The organism is Bradyrhizobium sp. LMTR 3 (genome assembly GCF_001693485.1).
Taxonomy (GTDB): domain Bacteria; phylum Pseudomonadota; class Alphaproteobacteria; order Rhizobiales; family Xanthobacteraceae; genus Bradyrhizobium.
In genome coordinates this window covers 280,919-298,821 of the sequence record NZ_MAXC01000033.1, presented here as the reverse complement: position 1 = coordinate 298,821, position 17,903 = coordinate 280,919, and the positions used below count along the sequence as shown (strand labels likewise).

Here is a 17,903-nt window from a genome sequence, read left to right as displayed (position 1 = left end):
GGACACACTGGGATCAGGTCCAGCCAGGACGACGGTGACGACGTGCGCATAAACAAAAACGGCGCCCGAAGGCGCCGTTTTATCATTTCAGTTCGATGCTCAGTGGTGACTGATCGAGCTCAGTGGGCCGTCAGGCCACCGGCCGCTTCGTCCGAGGCGTCCTGCTTGACCGGCACCTTGGTGTCCTCTTCCCAGACGATCGGCACTGGGGCGCGGACCAGCGCCTTGGCGACGACGTCATCGAGCCGAGCAACCGGGACGATATCCATACCGCCCTTGATCGCATCGGAAATCTCCGTGAGATCCTTGGCGTTGTCCTCCGGGATCAGCACCGTCTTGATACCGCCGCGGGCGGCCGCGAGCAGCTTCTCCTTCAGGCCACCGATCGGCAGCACACGGCCACGCAGCGTGATTTCGCCGGTCATCGCGACATCGTGCCGGACCGGAATGCCGGTCATGACCGAGATGATCGCGGTGGCCATGGCGACACCCGCCGACGGTCCGTCCTTCGGGGTTGCGCCCTCCGGCACGTGGACGTGGATGTCGCGCTTGTCGAACAGCGGCGGCTCGACGCCGTAGTTGATCGCCCGCGAGCGGACGTAAGACGCCGCCGCCGAGATCGACTCCTTCATCACGTCGCGCAGGTTGCCCGTGACCGTCATCTTGCCCTTGCCGGGCATCATGACGCCTTCGATCGTCAGCAACTCACCGCCGACATCGGTCCAGGCCAGACCCGTGACGATACCGACCTGCGGCTCGCTCTCGATCTCCCCGAAGCGGTACTTCGGCACGCCGAGGAAGTCTTCGAGAGTCTTCTCGGTGACCTTGACCGACTTCTTCTTGGAGATCATCAGCTCCTTCACCGCCTTGCGGGCGAGTGTGGAGAGCTCACGCTCCAGGTTACGCACGCCCGCTTCGCGGGTGTAGCGGCGGATCATCAACAGCAGCGCATCGTCGTCGATCGACCATTCCTTGGAATCGAGGCCATGCTTGGAGATGGCGTTCGGGATCAGGTGCTTGCGCGCGATCTCGACCTTCTCGTTCTCGGTGTAGCCGGCGATCCGGATGATCTCCATGCGATCCATCAGCGGCCCGGGAATATTGAGCGTATTCGCGGTCGTGATGAACATGACGTTCGACAGATCGTAGTCGACCTCCAGATAGTGGTCGTTGAAGGTCGAGTTCTGCTCGGGGTCAAGGACCTCGAGCAGTGCCGACGATGGATCGCCGCGGAAATCGGCGCCCATCTTGTCGATCTCGTCCAACAGGAACAGCGGATTCGAGGTCTTGGCCTTGCGCATCGACTGGATGATCTTGCCGGGCATCGAGCCGATATAGGTGCGGCGGTGACCACGGATTTCCGCTTCATCCCGCACGCCGCCGAGCGAGACGCGCACGAACTCACGACCGGTCGCCTTCGCGATCGACTTGCCAAGCGAGGTCTTGCCGACGCCGGGAGGCCCGACCAGACACAGGATCGGTCCGGTCAGCTTGTTGGCGCGCGACTGCACGGCGAGATACTCGACGATGCGGTCCTTGACCTTCTCGAGCCCGTAGTGGTCGGAGTCCAGCACGGCCTGGGCCTGCTCGAGGTCCTTCTTGACCTTGGACTTCTTGTTCCACGGAATCGACAACAGCCAGTCGAGATAGTTGCGCACGACGGTGGCTTCCGCGGACATCGGCGACATCTGGCGCAGCTTCTTCAATTCGTGCTGCGCCTTCTCCCGCGCTTCCTTGGAAAGCTTGGTCTTGGCAATCTTCTCTTCCAGATCGGCCAGCTCGTCGCGACCTTCGTCGTCGCCGAGTTCCTTCTGGATCGCCTTCATCTGCTCGTTCAGGTAATACTCGCGCTGGGTCTTCTCCATCTGGCGCTTGACGCGCGAGCGGATGCGCTTCTCGACCTGCAGCACCGAGATTTCGCTTTCCATCAGACCCAGCACCTTCTCCAGGCGCTGCGTGACGGACAACGTCTCCAGGATACCCTGACGATCGGCGATCTTGACAGCGAGATGCTGCGCGACCTGATCGCTGAGCTTGGCGAAGTCAGTGATCGCCTGAACCACGCCGACGACTTCGGCGGAGATCTTCTTGTTCAGCTTCACATAGCTTTCGAAGTCGGACACGACCGAGCGCGCCAGAGCCTCGGCTTCGACCGAGTTGGCGTCGGTATCGGCGAGCGCGACCGCGGTCGCCTCGTAATATTCGGTGCGGTCGGAATACTTTTGCACGCGCGCGCGCTCGAGCCCTTCGACCAGCACCTTCACGGTGCCGTCGGGAAGTTTCAGGAGCTGCAGCACGCTGGCGAGCGTACCGACTTCGTAGATAGAATCCGGGCTCGGATCGTCGTCGGACGCGTTCTTCTGCGTCGCTAGCAGGATCAGCGCGTCGTTCTTCATCACCTCTTCGAGGGCGCGGATCGATTTCTCGCGGCCGACGAACAGCGGCACGATCATGTGCGGAAATACGACGATGTCGCGGAGCGGCAGCACCGGATACGAATGGCTTTCGCCGAGAATGATGGTTGGCCGGGTTTTTGGAGTCGTCATGGCCTATTCCTTCTGTTTTGCCCCCCTGCACGCAGTCCGCATCGCTTGCGCAACCGCCACAAGGTGCTGGGAGTTCCGGGCCGGTCGGCCGCCTTCGCTGCCGCCTCTCACCGGATGATCTTTGCGACGAATCTCGAACGTGATTTCCGCCACCATAGGCATTAGGTGGCTATCGGGTATGGGGGTGTCAAGTCACGGAAAATGACCGCAAATTGCGGATCAGACGCGCGAAAAATGCTTACGCCACAGCGGCCGCCGAAAGGCTCGGCAGCCGCGCTATTGTAGATGCTGAGTTCTGGGCAGCGCGACGGTATCAGGCGCTGGCGCTGCTCTCGACGGCCCGGTCCGAACGGTCCGCATAAATGTAGAGCGGACGGGCAGTTCCCTCGACAACTTCGCGCGAGATCACAACCTCTTCGACGCCTTCCAGACCCGGCAGATCGAACATCGTCTCGAGCAGGATGCTTTCGAGGATCGAGCGCAACCCGCGCGCGCCGGTCTTGCGCTCGATCGCCTTGCGGGCGACCGCGCCAAGCGCCTCGTCGGCGAAGGTGAGTTCGATGTTCTCCATCTCGAACAGCCGCTGGTATTGTTTCACCAGCGCGTTCTTCGGATCGGTCAGGATCTTCTTCAGCGAGGTCTCGTCGAGATCCTCCAGCGTCGCGACCACCGGCAGACGGCCGACGAATTCGGGGATCAGGCCGTACTTCAGCAAGTCTTCCGGCTCGACATGGCGGAAGATTTCGCCGGTGCGGCGGTCTTCGGGCGCCAGCACCTGGGCGGCGAAGCCGATCGAGGTCGAGCGTCCGCGTGCGGAGATGATCTTCTCAAGGCCTGAGAACGCGCCGCCGCAGATGAACAGGATGTTGGTGGTGTCGACCTGCAGGAACTCCTGCTGCGGGTGCTTGCGGCCGCCCTGCGGAGGCACGGAAGCGACCGTGCCTTCCATGATCTTCAACAGCGCCTGCTGCACGCCCTCACCCGACACGTCGCGGGTGATCGACGGGTTGTCGGACTTGCGGCTGATCTTGTCGATTTCGTCGATATAGACGATGCCCCGTTGCGCGCGCTCGACATTGTAGTCGGCGGACTGCAACAGCTTCAGGATTATGTTCTCGACGTCCTCGCCGACGTAGCCGGCTTCGGTCAGCGTCGTCGCGTCCGCCATGGTGAACGGCACGTCGAGAATCCGCGCCAGCGTCTGCGCCAGCAGCGTCTTGCCCGAACCGGTCGGACCGATCAGCAGGATGTTCGACTTCGCGAGTTCAACGTCGTTGTGCTTGGTCTGGTGATTGAGGCGCTTGTAGTGGTTGTGAACGGCAACCGAGAGCACCTTCTTGGCATGGCTCTGACCGATCACGTAGTCGTCCAGCACCTTGCAGATTTCCTTCGGCGTCGGGATGCCGTCACGCGACTTCACCAGCGAGGACTTGTTCTCCTCACGGATGATGTCCATGCAGAGTTCGACGCATTCGTCGCAGATGAATACGGTGGGACCCGCGATGAGTTTGCGGACTTCGTGCTGGCTCTTTCCACAGAACGAGCAATATAGCGTGTTCTTGGAGTCGCTCGTGCCAACCTTACTCATTCCTGTCTCCGTCCGCCGTTCGATCCGTTACCCGATCGACCCATTCCGGCACTGCACCGGACCTGAAGGTAGATAGAGCAAATTCCGTACCAGAAAAGACCCTAACTCAATTACCCACCGTGCGAATCACGGCTTCTAGAATCCCCCGCGATCTTAACGCAGTCCACACAGCCAACCATGCTGACACCCGACTATCAAGAATTCGCTAATCGGGGCCGGTTTGGCTACCCGTGACAATACCGTGATTTGTGGCGTTCGCACGGGGAGAAGTTGACGAAATCGACCGAGCGTTGCGGTATTGCCACGCCGCAAAACCGGCACGAAAGCGGAACTTTCGGCCTACGCCGGGGCATAGGCGCGGCTTTCGGCCACATTTGCCGATTCAACCAACCGTTAAGGTCAACGCGTCGCTACCCGGTACCTTACGGGACTTTCACCGGTGTCGTCTCTTCGGGACGCTTGTCGATCACCTTGTCGACGATACCAAAGTCGTGCGCCATGTCGGCGGTCAGGAATTTGTCGCGCTCCAGCGCGTCCTCGATCGCCTTGTAGGTCTGGCCGGTGTGCTTCACGTAGATTTCGTTGAGGCGCTTCTTGAGATTCAGGATCTCTTGCGCATGCAGCATGATGTCGGTGGCCTGGCCCTGGAAGCCGCCGGAAGGCTGATGCACCATGATGCGCGAATTGGGCAGCGAGAAGCGCATGTCCTTTTCACCAGCCGCGAGCAACAGCGAACCCATCGAGGCCGCCTGCCCGGTGCACAGCGTCGACACCGGCGGACGGATGAACTGCATGGTGTCGTAGATCGCAAGTCCCGATGTCACCACGCCGCCGGGCGAGTTGATGTACATCGAGATTTCCTTCTTCGGATTCTCCGCCTCGAGGAACAGAAGCTGCGCGACGACGAGCGTCGACATGCCGTCTTCGACCGGACCGGTCAGGAAGATGATGCGCTCCTTCAGAAGCCGCGAGAAAATGTCGTAGGCGCGTTCCCCGCGGTTGGTCTGCTCGACCACCATCGGAACGAGGTTCATGTAGGTTTCAACGGGATCGCGCATGAATCACCCCAAGGGTTCGGATAGAGAATAAGCGGAACATCCATCGGCAAGGCAGACATCTTTGCCGCGCGCGGACGAACGTCCCGTGATGCAGGACTTCGACTCAGCTCACAGATATGAGCCAATTTCCTGGCGACAAGGCCGGGCAATTGCGGAGCCGAATGAGAGAAGTTCAAACTGATTCGCAGCCAATCTCATAGCGACGGGTGCCGTCACCACGCCGCTATCGCCGTTCATCATTAACGCCGGCCTGACCAAATCGATCAGGCTGCGCTCTTCTCGTCGGCCTCGTCGTCCTTGAACAGGTCCTCGCGCGACACCTTCTTCTCGGTCACGTTGGCGAGTTCGAGGATGAAATCGACCACCTTGTCTTCATAAATAGGCGCACGAAGCTGGGCCAGCGCATTGGCGTTGTTGCGATAGTAGTCCCAGACCTCCTTCTCGCGGCCGGGCATCGAGCGCGCCCGCTCGATCACCGCGCGGCTGACCTCGTCATCGGTCACGGTGATCTTGTTCTTCTCGCCGATCTCCGACAGCACGAGGCCGAGCCGGACGCGGCGGTCGGCGATCTTCTTGTACTCTTCCTGGGCCGCCTCTTCGGTGGTGTTCTCATCGGCAAAGGTCTTGCCGGAGGATTCCATCTCGGCCTTGATCGAGTTCCACATCAGGTTGAACTCTTCCTCGATCAGCGACGGTGGCGCCTCGAATTTGTGGCTGTCGTCGAGCCGGTCGAGCAGCGCGCGCTTGACGCGCTGGCGCGTGGCTCCTGCGAACTCGGCAACCAGCCGCTCGCGCGCGGCCTCCTTCAGCTTGTCGAGCGATTCCAGGCCAAGGGTTTTTGCAAACTCGTCGTTGATCTCAGTCTCGCCCGGCGCTTCGATCAGGGTTGCCGTGGTCTCGAATTCGGCCGGCTGGCCGGCGAGCTTCTCGCTGGCGTAATTCTTCGGGAACGACACCTTCAGCGTGCGGGTTTCACCGGCCCCGATGCCGACGAGCTGTTCCTCAAAACCCGGAATGAACTGTCCGGCGCCGATCACGACCTGGATGCCCTCGCCAGTCCCGCCGTCGAACGGGGTGCCGCTAATGCTGCCCTTGAAGCTGATGGTGACGCGATCGCCGGTTTCCGCCTTGGCGCCCTCGGCCTTCGCGGCATAGGGACGGTTCTGGTCGGCGATGCGCTTGATCGCCTCGTCGACCTCGGCGCCGGTCACTTCGACCACCGGCTTCTCCACCGAGAAGGTCTTGAAATCGGCGAGCTGGATCGTCGGCACCACCTCGATCGCCACCGTGTAGGTCAGATCGCTCTTGCCGGCGAGCAGTTCCTCGACCTCTTTCTGCTCGGTCGGCAACGTGATCTTGGGCTCGGTCGCGAGACGGAAACCGCGGTCGGTGAAGATCTGCGTGTTAGTGTCGCGGATGGTCTGGTCGATGGTCTCGGCCATCACCGACCGGCCATACACCTTCTTCAGATGGCTCACCGGCACCTTGCCGGGGCGGAAGCCATTGAGCTTCACCTTGTCCTTGAGGTCGACCAGCTTGGCATCGGCCTTGGCATCGAGATCCGATGCGGGAACGCTGACCTTGAACTCGTGCTTCAATCCCTCGGCGAGGGTTTCGGTGACCTGCATGGTGTCAATCTTCTTCCGCTTGCGCCGGGCCAAACGGCCGCGGCAGTGTCTAATTTTGTTCGGCGCGCAAGCCTTGCAGCCCTGCGCCGGTGGTTCGGCTGACCTTGGCTCCCCCATAGGGGGAAGCAAGCCCTCCAGTATTCGTCATGCAAACGCTTGGATAGAGCGCTTGGTGCGGGCGGAGGGACTCGAACCCCCACAACTTTCGTCACTGGAACCTAAATCCAGCGCGTCTACCAGTTCCGCCACGCCCGCGTGAAAAGCATCCATACCCGGCCGCGATGCCGCGGGCGGCGGGCTTATAACATGAGCCTACACCTCCGCAGCAAAAAAAATGGCCCTTTTTGACAGCCCCGGGGCAAGGCGTCACAGCTAGGACAGGCACATCAGAAATGGTCCATATCGGTCCGATGGCAAGCCCCAAATCAACGCTAGATCGACGCGAGCTGATAGCCGGGCTGGGCGCCGCCGCGCTGGCCCCGATATGGCCGGTTTCCGGCGCAGCCCAGGCACGCCCCCCGCTGACGTTACAGGCCACGCCGGAGACCCTCGCACTCCGGCCGGGCGGCACCGCCGCGCCGGTCTGGTCGCTGCAAGGACCCGACCTCACCTTCAAGCGTGGCGAGACGGCCGAGATAGCCTTCGCCAATGGGCTGCCAGTGCCGGTCGTCCTCAACTGGCTGGGGATGGACGGCGTTCCGGCTCACGCCCCCCTCACGGCGCGCGCAGCCCTCGCAAGCGGTGGCAAGGCCATCTTGCAGCTTCCCCTGCGCCAGGCCGGGACCTTCGTCTGCGACTCCGGGCTGCTTGGCGACCAACAGGCACAACCAGCGCGGGCACGGCCGTTGATCGTTCGTGAAACCGAGCCGGTCGTTGTCGACCGCGACGAGGTGCTCCTGATCGAGGACTGGCGGGCAAGGCCCGACGGAACAGCGATCGCGCCGGGAATCGATCCGAAGGACACCGCGCCCCTCCAAACGATTAACGGCCGGACTTCGCTCGAACTCTCAGGTCGTACCAACGAACGGATCAGGCTCCGCATCATCAGTGGATGCCAACGCTCTGTTGTTGCTATCAAACTGGATGGGCTCGACGTCCGGGTCATGGCCATCGACAGCCAGCCATCGGAGCCCTTCCAGGCCCGCAATAGCGCGCTGGTACTGGCGCCGGGCGGGCGGGTCGACGCCTTCATCGATTTGACCGCCTCAGTAGGCACGACCAATGCGATCCTGCTGCATGATGGCAAGGAAGCCCGCCCGATCGGCAAGCTTGTCGTCTCCAGCGAACCGCCGGTCCGTGCGGCCCCGCTGCCACCCGCTCCGCCGCTGCCCTCCAACGGCCTGCCCGAGCGGCTCGACCTCAAGGGGGCGATCCGGATCGATGTTGTGCTGGGCGGGCCTTCCGCTGATTGGGCGACGCCGGCCAATTTTGCCGTGAGTGCCCCGCCCGCCTTCCGCGCCAGGAAAGGCCGTACCGTAGTGCTGGCGCTCACCAACCGTGCCGCGGTCGCCACAGTCTTCCACCTCCACGGCCATCATTTCCGCCTGCTCGACCGGCTCGACGACGGCTGGAAGCCGTTCTGGCTGGATACGCTGGCGATCGAGCCGGGCCAGACCCAACGCATCGCCTTTGCCGCCGAACATGCCGGCCTCTGGCTGATCGAATCCGTCGTCACCGACTGGGCGGCGCCGCGGCTGGTGCGATGGTACGCAGTCGAATGAGGAGCACGCCATGAGCAAACCCGTTCCCGCTATTCGCAGCGTCAAGGCGCGAGCGCTCGTCGTACCGCTCGCCCGCCCCGTGAAGAACGCCTTTGGCGTGATCGATGTCGGACCACTGGTCCTGATCGATGTCGAGACCGACCAGGGCGTTACCGGCCACTCCTACATTTTCGCCTACAGCAAGCTGACGCTGAAGCCGCTGGTGCACCTGATCGAGGAGATCGGGCGCGAGTTGGTTGGCAAGCCGATGGCGCCCTTCGACTTGATGAAGACGATGGACGCAAAATTCCGCCTGCTCGGCTGGCAGGGCCTGGTCGGCATGGCGGTGTCCGGCCTCGACATGGCCTATTGGGACGCGCTCGGCCAGATACCGGGCAAGCCGGTGGTTGAACTGCTCGGCGGTTCGCCAAAGCCGGTCCGGGCCTATGACAGCTATGGCGTGGTCGATCCCGTGGCCGACGAGAAGGCGCTGCGCCGCTCGCTGGAGCAGGGGTTTCGCGGCATCAAGATCAAGGGCGGCGACGGCGATGCCGCCAATGACGAGCGCGTGGTCAAGGGCGTGCGCGCCCTGATCGGCCCCGACATCGCGCTGATGATCGACTTCAACCAGTCGCTCGCTACAGCGGAAGCCGCGCGCCGGATCGCTCGCCTCGCGCCCTACGATTTGCACTGGATCGAAGAACCTGTGCCGCAGGAAAACCTCGCAGGCCACGCCAGGGTCCGCGAGACTTCGCCGACCCCGATTCAGGCCGGCGAGAACTGGTGGTTCCCGCGCGGCTTTGCAGAGGCGATCGCGCTAGGTGCCAGCGATTTCATCATGCCCGATTTGATGAAGTGCGGTGGCGTCACCGGCTGGCTGCAGGTCGCCGCCCAAGCCGAAGCCGCCAACATCCCGATGTCGAGCCATCTCTTCGCCGAAGCCAGCGCCCACATGCTGGCGGTGACGCCAACCGCGCACTGGCTCGAATTTATGGATTTCGCCAGCGTCATCCTCGCCCACCCCACCGAGATCGTCGACGGCACGGTGACGGCGCGAGGCCCAGGCCTTGGGCTGGAGTGGAATGAGACGGCGGTCGCGAAGTATCTGATCGCGTAGGATGGGTGGAGCGAAGCGATACCCATCATCTAACCAAGCCGCGGGAATTGATGGGTATCGCTTCCGCTCCACCCATCCTACGATCTAATACTCGACGCCGAACTCGTCATAGAGCCGGCGGAATACCGCGGGCAGCACTTCCGAAAGGTCTTCCGCGATCAGGCCAGGCCCCGCCTCGCCCGCGGCTTCGCCGTGCATCCAGACACCGATGCAGGCGGCTTCATAGGCCGGCACGCCTTGCGCCAGCAGCCCCGCGATCATGCCGGCCAACACATCGCCGGCTCCCGCCGTCGCGAGCCAGGGCGGCGCGTTGGCGGCGATGCTGGCACGCCCGTCCGGCGAAGCCACCACCGTGTCCGGTCCCTTCAGCAGCACCACCGCGCTGGAGCGCTGGGCGGCGTCGCGCACCCGCTCCAGCTTCGAACGGCCGGGGTGCTTGTTGCTGATGTCGCTGAACAAGCGCGGAAACTCGCCCTCATGCGGGGTGAGAATGACCTGCGGTTCCTCGCTGGCCTTGATCGCTTCAAACAGCCGCTCCGGCGCTTCGGCAAAACTCGTCAGCGCATCGGCGTCGAGCACGAGGCCGCGTTTCGTCGAGAGCGCGCTGTGAACGAGATCGCGTGTCCGCGCGCCGATGCCGGCGCCCGGCCCGATCACGATGGAATTGAGCCGTCTGTCGCCCACGAGGTCGGCGAATTCGATCACGGTATCGACGGGACGCACCATGACTGCCGTCAGCGCCGCGGCATTGACGGCGAGCGCATCGCGCGGCGAGGCCACCGTGACGAGGCCAGCCCCTGCCCGCAGCGCGCCACGGGCCGCCAGCCGCGCCGCACCCGTCGACGCCAGCTCCCCCGACAGCACGACGGCGTGGCCGCGGGCGTATTTGTGGCCGTCGATAGAAGGCACCGGAAAAGATTTTCGCCAGCTCTGCGGAACGTTCTCGAACGTCTGCGGCCGAATCTCCTCGAGCACATGCGCATCGATGCCGATCTCGGCGACGCGGACGCGGCCGCAATGCCTGCGCCCGGGCATCAACAGATGCGCCGGCTTGCGGCGGAAGAAGGTCACGGTTTCGACGGCGTCGATTGCAGCGCCCATCACCGCGCCCGTGGTGCCGTTGATGCCGCTCGGCAGGTCGACGGCCAGCACCGGCGCGCCATTGGCGTTGATCGCCTCGATCATCTCGAGCGGATCGCCCTTGACCGGACGATTGAGACCTGCGCCGAACAGCGCGTCGATGATCAGGGACGGCTTGCCGATCGCCTGTGGGTTGAACGGCAGCACCGGATATTTCCAGCCGCGCGCGGCGAGCGCGGCATCTCCCTGCAGGCTGTCGCGCTCGCACAACAGGATGACGGAAACCTCGCGCCCGCGTGCGGCGAGTTCGGCGGCCGCCACAAAGCCGTCGCCGCCATTGTTGCCGCGGCCGGCGACCACGACGATCGGCCCCTCCTCGACGAGATCCATCGCAACCTCCGCCACGGCCTGCCCGGCGCTCATCATCAGCGCAAAGCCGGGCGTTCCGCCGGCGATCGTCAGCCGGTCGGCCCGCTCCATCTCGGTCGTGGTCAAGACTTCCATGCCGAATCCTCGATCCATCCGCCTTTTCTGGAGGCATATCCCCGTCGCGCCGGTGGCCCGCTTTGCCTCATCTGCACACGAAATGATCGGTTTGCCTATTTTGTAAGCTTCGCTATCATGCGAACCGCCGGCTGACCTCTCTCACTTGCCTGTTAAAAGTCTGATAACGTTCCGAAATCAGCCGCATTAACAACTTGGCATAGACCCTGCTTTTGAGGAAGCCGGTTGGAAAGCCGAGCTCAGGATGGTCGCAGTCAGCGGCAATTATGAGCAGCTCCGGTTTTGCAATCATGAGCCGTTCCGGCTTTGCCGGATGCAAGGATCAAACCAGACGGCGCCAGGTAAGTTCACCCGGCTGCGACACCGAAACTATCTGCACTCTGCAATTTGGAAATGCCCGGGAGGCGCTCAGTGAAGAAGATTGAAGCCATCATCAAGCCATTCAAGCTCGACGAGGTGAAAGAGGCGCTTCAGGAAGTCGGACTGCAGGGTATCACGGTCACCGAGGCCAAGGGGTTCGGCCGACAGAAGGGACACGCCGAGCTCTATCGCGGTGCGGAATACATCGTCGACTTCCTGCCCAAGGTGAAAATCGAGATCGTGATTTCGGACGAGCTGGTCGAGAAGGCGATCGACGCGATCCGCCGCGCCGCCCAGACCGGGCGCATCGGCGACGGCAAGATCTTCGTCTCCAATATCGAGGAAGCGATCCGGATCAGAACCGGAGAATCCGGGCTGGACGCTATCTGAGCCGGGTGCTATCCGAAAGTTTGCGACTGAAAAACAAGAAAAGGGCTGCTTCCGCGGCCTGATTTCGTTCGCGATGCCTCGATCGTCTGCGAAATGTCGCGCTCCGGAAACCGTCCCGTAAGCCAAAAGGGGTATTCATGAAGACCGCTAAAGACGTCCTGAAATCGATCAAGGACAACGACGTAAAATACGTCGACCTGCGCTTCACCGATCCGCGCGGCAAGTGGCAGCACGTGACCTTCGACGTCAGCATGATCGAAGAGGACACCTTTGCCGAAGGCCAGATGTTCGACGGCTCCTCGATCGCCGGCTGGAAGGCGATCAATGAATCCGACATGTGCCTGATGCCTGATCCGGTGACCGCGACGATCGACCCGTTCTTCGCAGAGACCACCATGGTCATCGTCTGCGATGTGCTGGAGCCGACCACGGGCGAGCCCTACAACCGCGACCCCCGCGGCATCGCCAAAAAAGCCGAGGCGATGGTGAAATCGTCGGGCGTCGGCGACACCGTGTTCTTCGGACCGGAAGCCGAATTCTTCGTGTTCGACGACGTGCGCTACCAGACCACCCCCTACAACACCGGCTTCAAGCTCGATTCCTCGGAACTGCCGATCAATTCGGACACCGAGTATGAAGGCGGCAATCTCGGTCACCGCATCCGCACCAAGGCCGGCTACTTCCCGGTCCCGCCGCAGGACTCGGTGCAGGACATGCGCTCGGAAATGCTCGGCGCGATGGCCAAGATGGGCGTCAAGGTCGAGAAGCATCACCACGAAGTCGCATCCGCCCAGCACGAGCTCGGCATGAAGTTCGACACCATGACGCTGATGGCCGACCAGATGCAGATCTACAAATACTGCATCCACCAGGTCGCCCACATCTACGGCAAGACCGCCACCTTCATGCCGAAGCCGGTCTACGGCGACAACGGTTCGGGCATGCACTGCCACCAGTCGATCTGGAAGGACGGCAAGCCGGTGTTCGCCGGCAACAAATATGCCGACCTCTCGGAGACCTGCCTCCACTATATCGGCGGCATCATCAAGCATGCGAAAGCGATCAACGCCTTCACCAACCCGTCGACCAACTCCTACAAGCGCCTGGTCCCGGGCTATGAAGCCCCCGTGCTGCTCGCCTACTCCGCGCGCAACCGTTCGGCCTCCTGCCGCATCCCGTATACGGCGAACCCGAAGGCCAAGCGCGTCGAAGTCCGCTTCCCCGATCCCATGGCCAACCCCTATCTCGGCTTCGCCGCGATGCTGATGGCCGGCCTCGACGGCATCAAGAACAAGATCGATCCGGGCCCGGCGATGGACAAGGACCTCTACGATCTGCCGAAGGAAGAGCTGAAGCAGATCCCGACGGTCTGCGGCTCCTTGCGCGAGGCACTGGAAAACCTCGACAAGGACCGCGCGTTCCTGAAGAACGGCGGCGTGTTCGACGACGACTTCATCGACAGCTTCATCGAGCTCAAGATGACCGAAGTCGAGCGCTTCGAGATGACCCCGCATCCGGTCGAGTTCGAGATGTATTATTCGCAGTGATGGCGCCCGGCGCTCGGGCCGCCAGTATCACCGTCCGACAATGCGAAAGGCGCTCCTCGCGGGGCGCCTTTTGTTTTTGCGAAGGAAAGTCAGGCGTTTGGCCGCCTCGTTCGTATATTCGTGACGGCCAACTGCCGCCGCGAATTCCGCTCATATCGCCGCAAGCGCTCGAAGCCCGCCATAGGGGCCGGAACCTCGCAATGTCGCTGCGCGTTGAAGGGGTCCATCAGAATGCGTCGAAGGAGGACGCCGCCCATGAACAAAGCAACCCTGAATGGAACAACCTTGAATAGTCTCGCGACCACATGCGTTGCCCTGACGCTCGCCCTTGCCGCGGCTCCGGCCACGGCTCAGGACACCGGGCGGACGAGAGTCGGCACGCTCACCTGCAACATAGCGCCCGGTGTCGGCATGGTTATCGGTGGGCAACGGCAACTGAGCTGCGTCTATGCGTCAACGAGAGGCAGAGGGCGCGAAGCCTATGAGGGCACCGTCAGCACGCTTGGCCTCGACATCGGCGCCACGACCGGCGGGCAGTTGGCCTGGGCGATTTTTGCGCCGACCACGCTGCGCCGGGCGGCATTGGCGGGAACCTATACGGGTGCGACCGCCGGCGGCACGGTCGGCGCCGGAGCGAGTGCCAATGTCCTGGTTGGAGGCTCGGACCGCACGGTGATGATGCAGCCGCTATCCGTGCAGGGGCAGACAGGCGTGAATATTGCGGCAGGCGTATCCACAATGGAGTTGCGACCGGCCGCCGCTGCGCCCGCGCGCCGCGCGCCCCAGTGACGAGACATCATCGCCGGTGAACTAGTCGGCGGCTTGCCGCTGGGATCATTGTCGCAAGATGCAAAAGGCGCCTGCATTCGGGCGCCTTTTGTTTTTGTGGCGGCCACTTCCCCTCATGCTCAAGGCAATCCGGGTTCCAGCGATCTTGCGGTTCCCGAATCCCAGTGAAATCAAGACTTCTCCCAAATCGTGGCGGTCATTGTCGCTTTTGGACCTCGCTGGCGGGGTATTCGTGGGCGAGAACAATAAGAGGCGGCATCCCCCAATGGCGACAAAAGACGGTTTCCAGCCGGATCGTTCTCCTATCTTTCTCTCCGAGCCTGCCGAAGAAATCGGGCAGCCGGATATCGGGAAGGTTTGGGAAAGAGCGGTTATCTCGTCGCGAATCCTCAAGGCGAGTATTTGGGCTGCAACGGCGACAGCGATCGGTATCGCGATCCTATCGGTGGGAGATCCAGTCGCGCTCGTTGAGAACGTCACGGCTGCGTGGGTCGAAAAACCGGCGCTTCAGCCTGACGCCGGTCCGTCGGCGCCGGCAATTCAATCGATCGCCGGCACTCAGGATTTGCCGACGACGACAAGCGACGCGCCGGCGCGCGACGAAATTGCTGCAGCTTCCGAACCTGCCGATCAGAATCAAACCGCGATCGGTCAGCCGCCAGCCGAGGCCTTGTTGAAGGAATTCGAAGCCTGGGCGGCCAGGGAAGATTCACGGGTACAGGTCGTGCCCGTACAGCCCGCGCAAGCTGCCCCGGTGCCGGTTGCGCAAGATGCCCCAGTTCAGGCCCAGCCAACGAAAAAACATCGACGGGCCCGGTCCGAGCGCAATGCGCGAGCAGAGATCCGAACCCAGCGAAATCATCGAGCAAGGGTCCGGGAAGAGCAAAATGCACGGGTCGAGGTACCGGACGCCCGAACACAGGAGCAGTCAGTGCAAAATGCCCAGACACCGTCGCTCCCGCAAAGCTTGGGCTTGCGTTAATGCAGCGTCACCGCAATCGCGCTTCGCCACGGCCTCCGATGCATGATTTCGGTGACAGTGCTCACCGTAATTCTGTTCAACGACATTGATAATGCACCGCCGCGCGGCCCGCTAATCCGCACGGCGGAGCTTGAACCAAGCTCGGATCTGACTTTGGCTACGACACTATTGCGACGGTAGCGATTTTCGGAAGCCCTCAAGCCCGCTCACTCGCTGAAACCAGTCCACGGTATTGCGCGCGGTCGGCGTGATGCTAGCGAATGTTAACTGGAAGACGCTGGACGCCAACGACAGGTCCGCGATCGTCGGTCGTGAGCCGGCCAGAAACTGCGTGCCGGCGAGTCCGGCATCCAGAATCGACCAAAGCTCCGGCATCCGGGATAACCCACGCTCGACAGCGGCCTTATCGCCCGCCGACCCCAGAAAGACGCTGTTGAGCACGATGTCGACGACGGTCGGAGACAGCCGGCATTGATTCCAGTCGAGCCATTGCTCGACTTTGGCGCGCACGGGCAGTTCTTTCGGGTACCACGCGTCGAGGCCATGCTTCACACAGAGATAGCGCAGGATCGCATTCGACTCGTGAATCTTGATGTCGCCGTCGATGAGCGTAGGGACCTGATGATTCGGATTGACGGAAAGGTACTCCGTGGACCGATGCTCGCCCTTGCCCATGTCCACGTGGCGCAACTCATATTCGAGATTCGCTTCCACCATCAGCGACACCACGCGTCGCGCGTGCTGGGAATACGGAAAGTGATACAGGATGTACATGGGTTGGCTCTCCTCTAGTGGTGATTACTGTGCGAGCAGCGACATCCGGGGCCTGAAGCGATGCTGGTAACGCGAAAAATATCCAGGCCGACTGAGGTTGCCTTCTTCTGGCGTTTCTTAACGTTGCCGCGAGAGCAGCAAGCGTAGTCCGGATGAGCGAAAGCGACACCTGGGATGTTCACCATGCCCGCATGTCGCGGAGCCTGTCATCGGGCGCGCATTCGCGCGACCCGTTGGCTCATGCGGGGCCACTTGCTTTACTGATTTGCCTGCCGTGCAAGCGCGATCTCGCGCCAGGGCTGCGACAAATCAACACGACGGGCAAATCAATTCTGATTTTCCGAAATCGTGTCAAGCGCAGGAATCAAAAATATTTCGCTTAACGCAAGAGGCAAATCAGTCGCATAACTCTGCCCGTCTCACCCATTGAGGGGCGCTCGCGATCGTCACGAACGTGCGGTGAGATGCGATGGACGCTGATGGCGCGCTAGACGTACGCGCCGGAAGCGTACGGCGAAGTCGTGTGGTTCGGGCGCCGCGGTGCTGGCGCTAAGTTGGCGGGAAGTGTCCCGCCGATGACGGAGGCAAAAGAGCCGTTCTCCGGGAAGAGCACGAAGTAAGCCGTAAACCCATTGCGCAGGGAAGGCCGGGATGCTCCCGCTGTACCTGTATGCTCGTGTGCGCGTTCTTAGTGCGCAAATTGCACACGAGACCGCGGGTGCAGCAAGCACCCGGTCTTCCCTGCGCCCTCCGAACGAGAGGGCGAGAAGTTTTAGGCAAAGTTCGGGCGCAATGCGTCGCGAGATCGCGAAGTCGTATTCAACTGTCGTCGTCCGCGAAGGCGGACGATCCAGTATTCCAGAGACGCCAGTGATTGAACCGAGAAGCCGCAGCGTACTGGATCCCCGCCTTCGCGGGGATGACAGTCGAGTGTTGCGTCGCTATCTCCGCGTCATTGCGAGCGAAGCGAAGCAATCCATTGTCACCTCGCACTCGGAGAGATGGATTGCTTCGCTGCGCTCGCAATGACGGAAAGGCGGCGCTGTCGCCGTCTTCGTCCCTCGAAGACCTACTCCCGCCTCGGCGGATTTTCCTTCAACTGCTCCTCCGTGGCGCGCTTGGCGGTGATGTCCCTGACGAAGGCGTTGATGATGTAACCTTCGCCGCGGTGCAGTGCTGTGAGCGATATTTCGGCGAAGAATTCGCGGCCGTCCTTGTGCAGCAGCGGCGTTTCGTATCGCCCGCCAACGGGGCTGGCTGCCGCCTCGCTCAGGAATCGGTCGACCCACTGCCGGTGCACGGCGCGCTGCGATTCCGGAAACACCAGTTCGTCCACGCTCCGGCCGACCGCCTCGGTGCGCGTCCATCCCATCAGGGCCTCGGCATGCGGACTCCAGCCGAGGATGACGCAGCGCTCGTCGGTCTGGACGAAGGCGTCGAGCGAACCCTCGATAATGGCTTGCGCCATGTCGCTGTCGATCAGCGTCTGGTCAGCGCGTTCCTCCTCCGCTCCGTTGCGTCCATCCGCAAGGCCCGCGACATCGGAAAGCCTGTGCCAAAGCCGCGCCGCAGCAAGAATCGCAAACAGGCCGATGATTACAGCGCTCGCCAGTGCGGCGCCGACGATGATCGCCAGCGGCCCCAGCGAGGGGGCGCGGGTCGCCAGGAAATAGGTCACTGCGCTCACGACGCAGGACGTCACGAGGACCAGCAGGATCATCGCCGGCGCGAGACGTCCAGGTTGCGTCATGGCGACTTTACCAGTGTCGAGATGATGGGTGACTTAGCCGACTTCCCGGAGCCGATCCCATCTTTTCGGCCCCGTAGGATTACGGATCAG

General features: G+C 62.3%; 14 protein-coding genes and 1 tRNA gene. 6 read left to right on the top strand and 9 right to left on the bottom strand.

Going from position 1 to position 17,903, the window contains the following annotated elements:
* Nucleotides 1–119: 119 nt before the first annotated feature.
* From lon to LMTR3_RS22185, 5 genes are all read right to left on the bottom strand, one after another.
* Nucleotides 120–2,546: an endopeptidase La gene (gene lon / locus LMTR3_RS22205; RefSeq protein ID WP_065747121.1), complete on the bottom strand. Its 2,427-nt coding sequence runs from the start codon at nucleotides 2,544–2,546 to the stop codon at nucleotides 120–122.
* A gap of 313 nt (nucleotides 2,547–2,859) precedes the next feature.
* Nucleotides 2,860–4,134, bottom strand: coding sequence for an ATP-dependent Clp protease ATP-binding subunit ClpX (clpX, locus tag LMTR3_RS22200; RefSeq protein WP_028345767.1), 1,275 nt, complete (start codon nucleotides 4,132–4,134; stop codon nucleotides 2,860–2,862).
* A 422-nt stretch (nucleotides 4,135–4,556) separates the two neighbouring features.
* Entirely contained in the window at nucleotides 4,557–5,192 is a 636-nt protein-coding gene (locus LMTR3_RS22195; protein WP_065747120.1) for an ATP-dependent Clp protease proteolytic subunit, read from the bottom strand.
* A gap of 263 nt (nucleotides 5,193–5,455) precedes the next feature.
* A complete protein-coding gene (tig, locus tag LMTR3_RS22190) occupies nucleotides 5,456–6,820 on the bottom strand; it encodes a trigger factor (protein ID WP_065747366.1) in 1,365 nt (454 codons plus the stop codon).
* 170 nt (nucleotides 6,821–6,990) lie between these two features.
* Nucleotides 6,991–7,075, bottom strand: a tRNA-Leu gene (locus LMTR3_RS22185).
* A gap of 137 nt (nucleotides 7,076–7,212) precedes the next feature.
* Here LMTR3_RS22185 and LMTR3_RS22180 point away from each other — a divergent pair.
* Complete coding sequence (locus LMTR3_RS22180) at nucleotides 7,213–8,541, top strand: multicopper oxidase family protein (protein WP_141686742.1); 1,329 nt, start codon at nucleotides 7,213–7,215, stop codon at nucleotides 8,539–8,541.
* A 10-nt stretch (nucleotides 8,542–8,551) separates the two neighbouring features.
* The gene (locus LMTR3_RS22175) at nucleotides 8,552–9,637 is read left to right on the top strand and encodes an enolase C-terminal domain-like protein (protein ID WP_065747119.1); all 1,086 of its coding nucleotides are present in this window, start codon (nucleotides 8,552–8,554) and stop codon (nucleotides 9,635–9,637) included.
* Nucleotides 9,638–9,721: 84 nt separating this feature from the next.
* Here the strand turns inward: LMTR3_RS22175 and LMTR3_RS22170 are convergent, their stop codons facing one another.
* Nucleotides 9,722–11,221, bottom strand: coding sequence for a bifunctional ADP-dependent NAD(P)H-hydrate dehydratase/NAD(P)H-hydrate epimerase (locus tag LMTR3_RS22170; RefSeq protein ID WP_065747118.1), 1,500 nt, complete (start codon nucleotides 11,219–11,221; stop codon nucleotides 9,722–9,724).
* Between the two features lie 115 nt (nucleotides 11,222–11,336).
* Nucleotides 11,337–11,513: a hypothetical protein gene (locus LMTR3_RS38645; protein ID WP_176721966.1), complete on the bottom strand. Its 177-nt coding sequence runs from the start codon at nucleotides 11,511–11,513 to the stop codon at nucleotides 11,337–11,339.
* A gap of 119 nt (nucleotides 11,514–11,632) precedes the next feature.
* Here LMTR3_RS38645 and LMTR3_RS22165 point away from each other — a divergent pair, with 119 nt between their 5' ends.
* The 4 genes from LMTR3_RS22165 (at nucleotide 11,633) to LMTR3_RS22150 (ending at nucleotide 15,289) form a co-directional block, all read left to right on the top strand.
* Nucleotides 11,633–11,971: a P-II family nitrogen regulator gene (locus LMTR3_RS22165; protein WP_027537227.1), complete on the top strand. Its 339-nt coding sequence runs from the start codon at nucleotides 11,633–11,635 to the stop codon at nucleotides 11,969–11,971.
* Between the two features lie 137 nt (nucleotides 11,972–12,108).
* Nucleotides 12,109–13,518 (top strand): type I glutamate--ammonia ligase, encoded by a 1,410-nt coding sequence (gene glnA / locus LMTR3_RS22160; RefSeq protein ID WP_028345760.1) that lies wholly within the window; start codon nucleotides 12,109–12,111, stop codon nucleotides 13,516–13,518.
* 255 nt (nucleotides 13,519–13,773) lie between these two features.
* Complete coding sequence (locus tag LMTR3_RS22155) at nucleotides 13,774–14,307, top strand: DUF992 domain-containing protein (RefSeq protein ID WP_084029755.1); 534 nt, start codon at nucleotides 13,774–13,776, stop codon at nucleotides 14,305–14,307.
* 265 nt (nucleotides 14,308–14,572) lie between these two features.
* Nucleotides 14,573–15,289 (top strand): hypothetical protein, encoded by a 717-nt coding sequence (locus LMTR3_RS22150; RefSeq protein ID WP_141686741.1) that lies wholly within the window; start codon nucleotides 14,573–14,575, stop codon nucleotides 15,287–15,289.
* 165 nt (nucleotides 15,290–15,454) lie between these two features.
* Here LMTR3_RS22150 and LMTR3_RS22145 read toward each other — a convergent pair whose 3' ends face one another.
* On the bottom strand, nucleotides 15,455–16,063 hold the full coding sequence (locus LMTR3_RS22145) for a glutathione S-transferase family protein (RefSeq protein WP_065747116.1): 609 nt from the start codon (nucleotides 16,061–16,063) through the stop codon (nucleotides 15,455–15,457).
* A 1,069-nt stretch (nucleotides 16,064–17,132) separates the two neighbouring features.
* A complete protein-coding gene (locus LMTR3_RS22140) occupies nucleotides 17,133–17,813 on the bottom strand; it encodes a PAS domain S-box protein (protein ID WP_065747115.1) in 681 nt (226 codons plus the stop codon).
* Nucleotides 17,814–17,903 lie beyond the last annotated feature (90 nt).

Bases quoted from the DNA above. Each gene is read 5' to 3' on its own strand.
- lon (WP_065747121.1), bottom strand. From the start codon at position 2,546: ATGACGACTCCAAAAACCCGGCCAACCATCATTCTCGGCGAAAGCCAT.
- clpX (WP_028345767.1), bottom strand. From the start codon at position 4,134: ATGAGTAAGGTTGGCACGAGCGACTCCAAGAACACGCTATATTGCTCG.
- LMTR3_RS22195 (WP_065747120.1), bottom strand. From the start codon at position 5,192: ATGCGCGATCCCGTTGAAACCTACATGAACCTCGTTCCGATGGTGGTC.
- tig (WP_065747366.1), bottom strand. From the start codon at position 6,820: ATGCAGGTCACCGAAACCCTCGCCGAGGGATTGAAGCACGAGTTCAAG.
- LMTR3_RS22180 (WP_141686742.1), top strand. From the start codon at position 7,213: ATGGTCCATATCGGTCCGATGGCAAGCCCCAAATCAACGCTAGATCGA.
- LMTR3_RS22175 (WP_065747119.1), top strand. From the start codon at position 8,552: ATGAGCAAACCCGTTCCCGCTATTCGCAGCGTCAAGGCGCGAGCGCTC.
- LMTR3_RS22170 (WP_065747118.1), bottom strand. From the start codon at position 11,221: ATGGAAGTCTTGACCACGACCGAGATGGAGCGGGCCGACCGGCTGACG.
- LMTR3_RS38645 (WP_176721966.1), bottom strand. From the start codon at position 11,513: ATGATTGCAAAACCGGAGCTGCTCATAATTGCCGCTGACTGCGACCAT.
- glnA (WP_028345760.1), top strand. From the start codon at position 12,109: ATGAAGACCGCTAAAGACGTCCTGAAATCGATCAAGGACAACGACGTA.
- LMTR3_RS22155 (WP_084029755.1), top strand. From the start codon at position 13,774: ATGAACAAAGCAACCCTGAATGGAACAACCTTGAATAGTCTCGCGACC.
- LMTR3_RS22150 (WP_141686741.1), top strand. From the start codon at position 14,573: ATGGCGACAAAAGACGGTTTCCAGCCGGATCGTTCTCCTATCTTTCTC.
- LMTR3_RS22145 (WP_065747116.1), bottom strand. From the start codon at position 16,063: ATGTACATCCTGTATCACTTTCCGTATTCCCAGCACGCGCGACGCGTG.
- LMTR3_RS22140 (WP_065747115.1), bottom strand. From the start codon at position 17,813: ATGACGCAACCTGGACGTCTCGCGCCGGCGATGATCCTGCTGGTCCTC.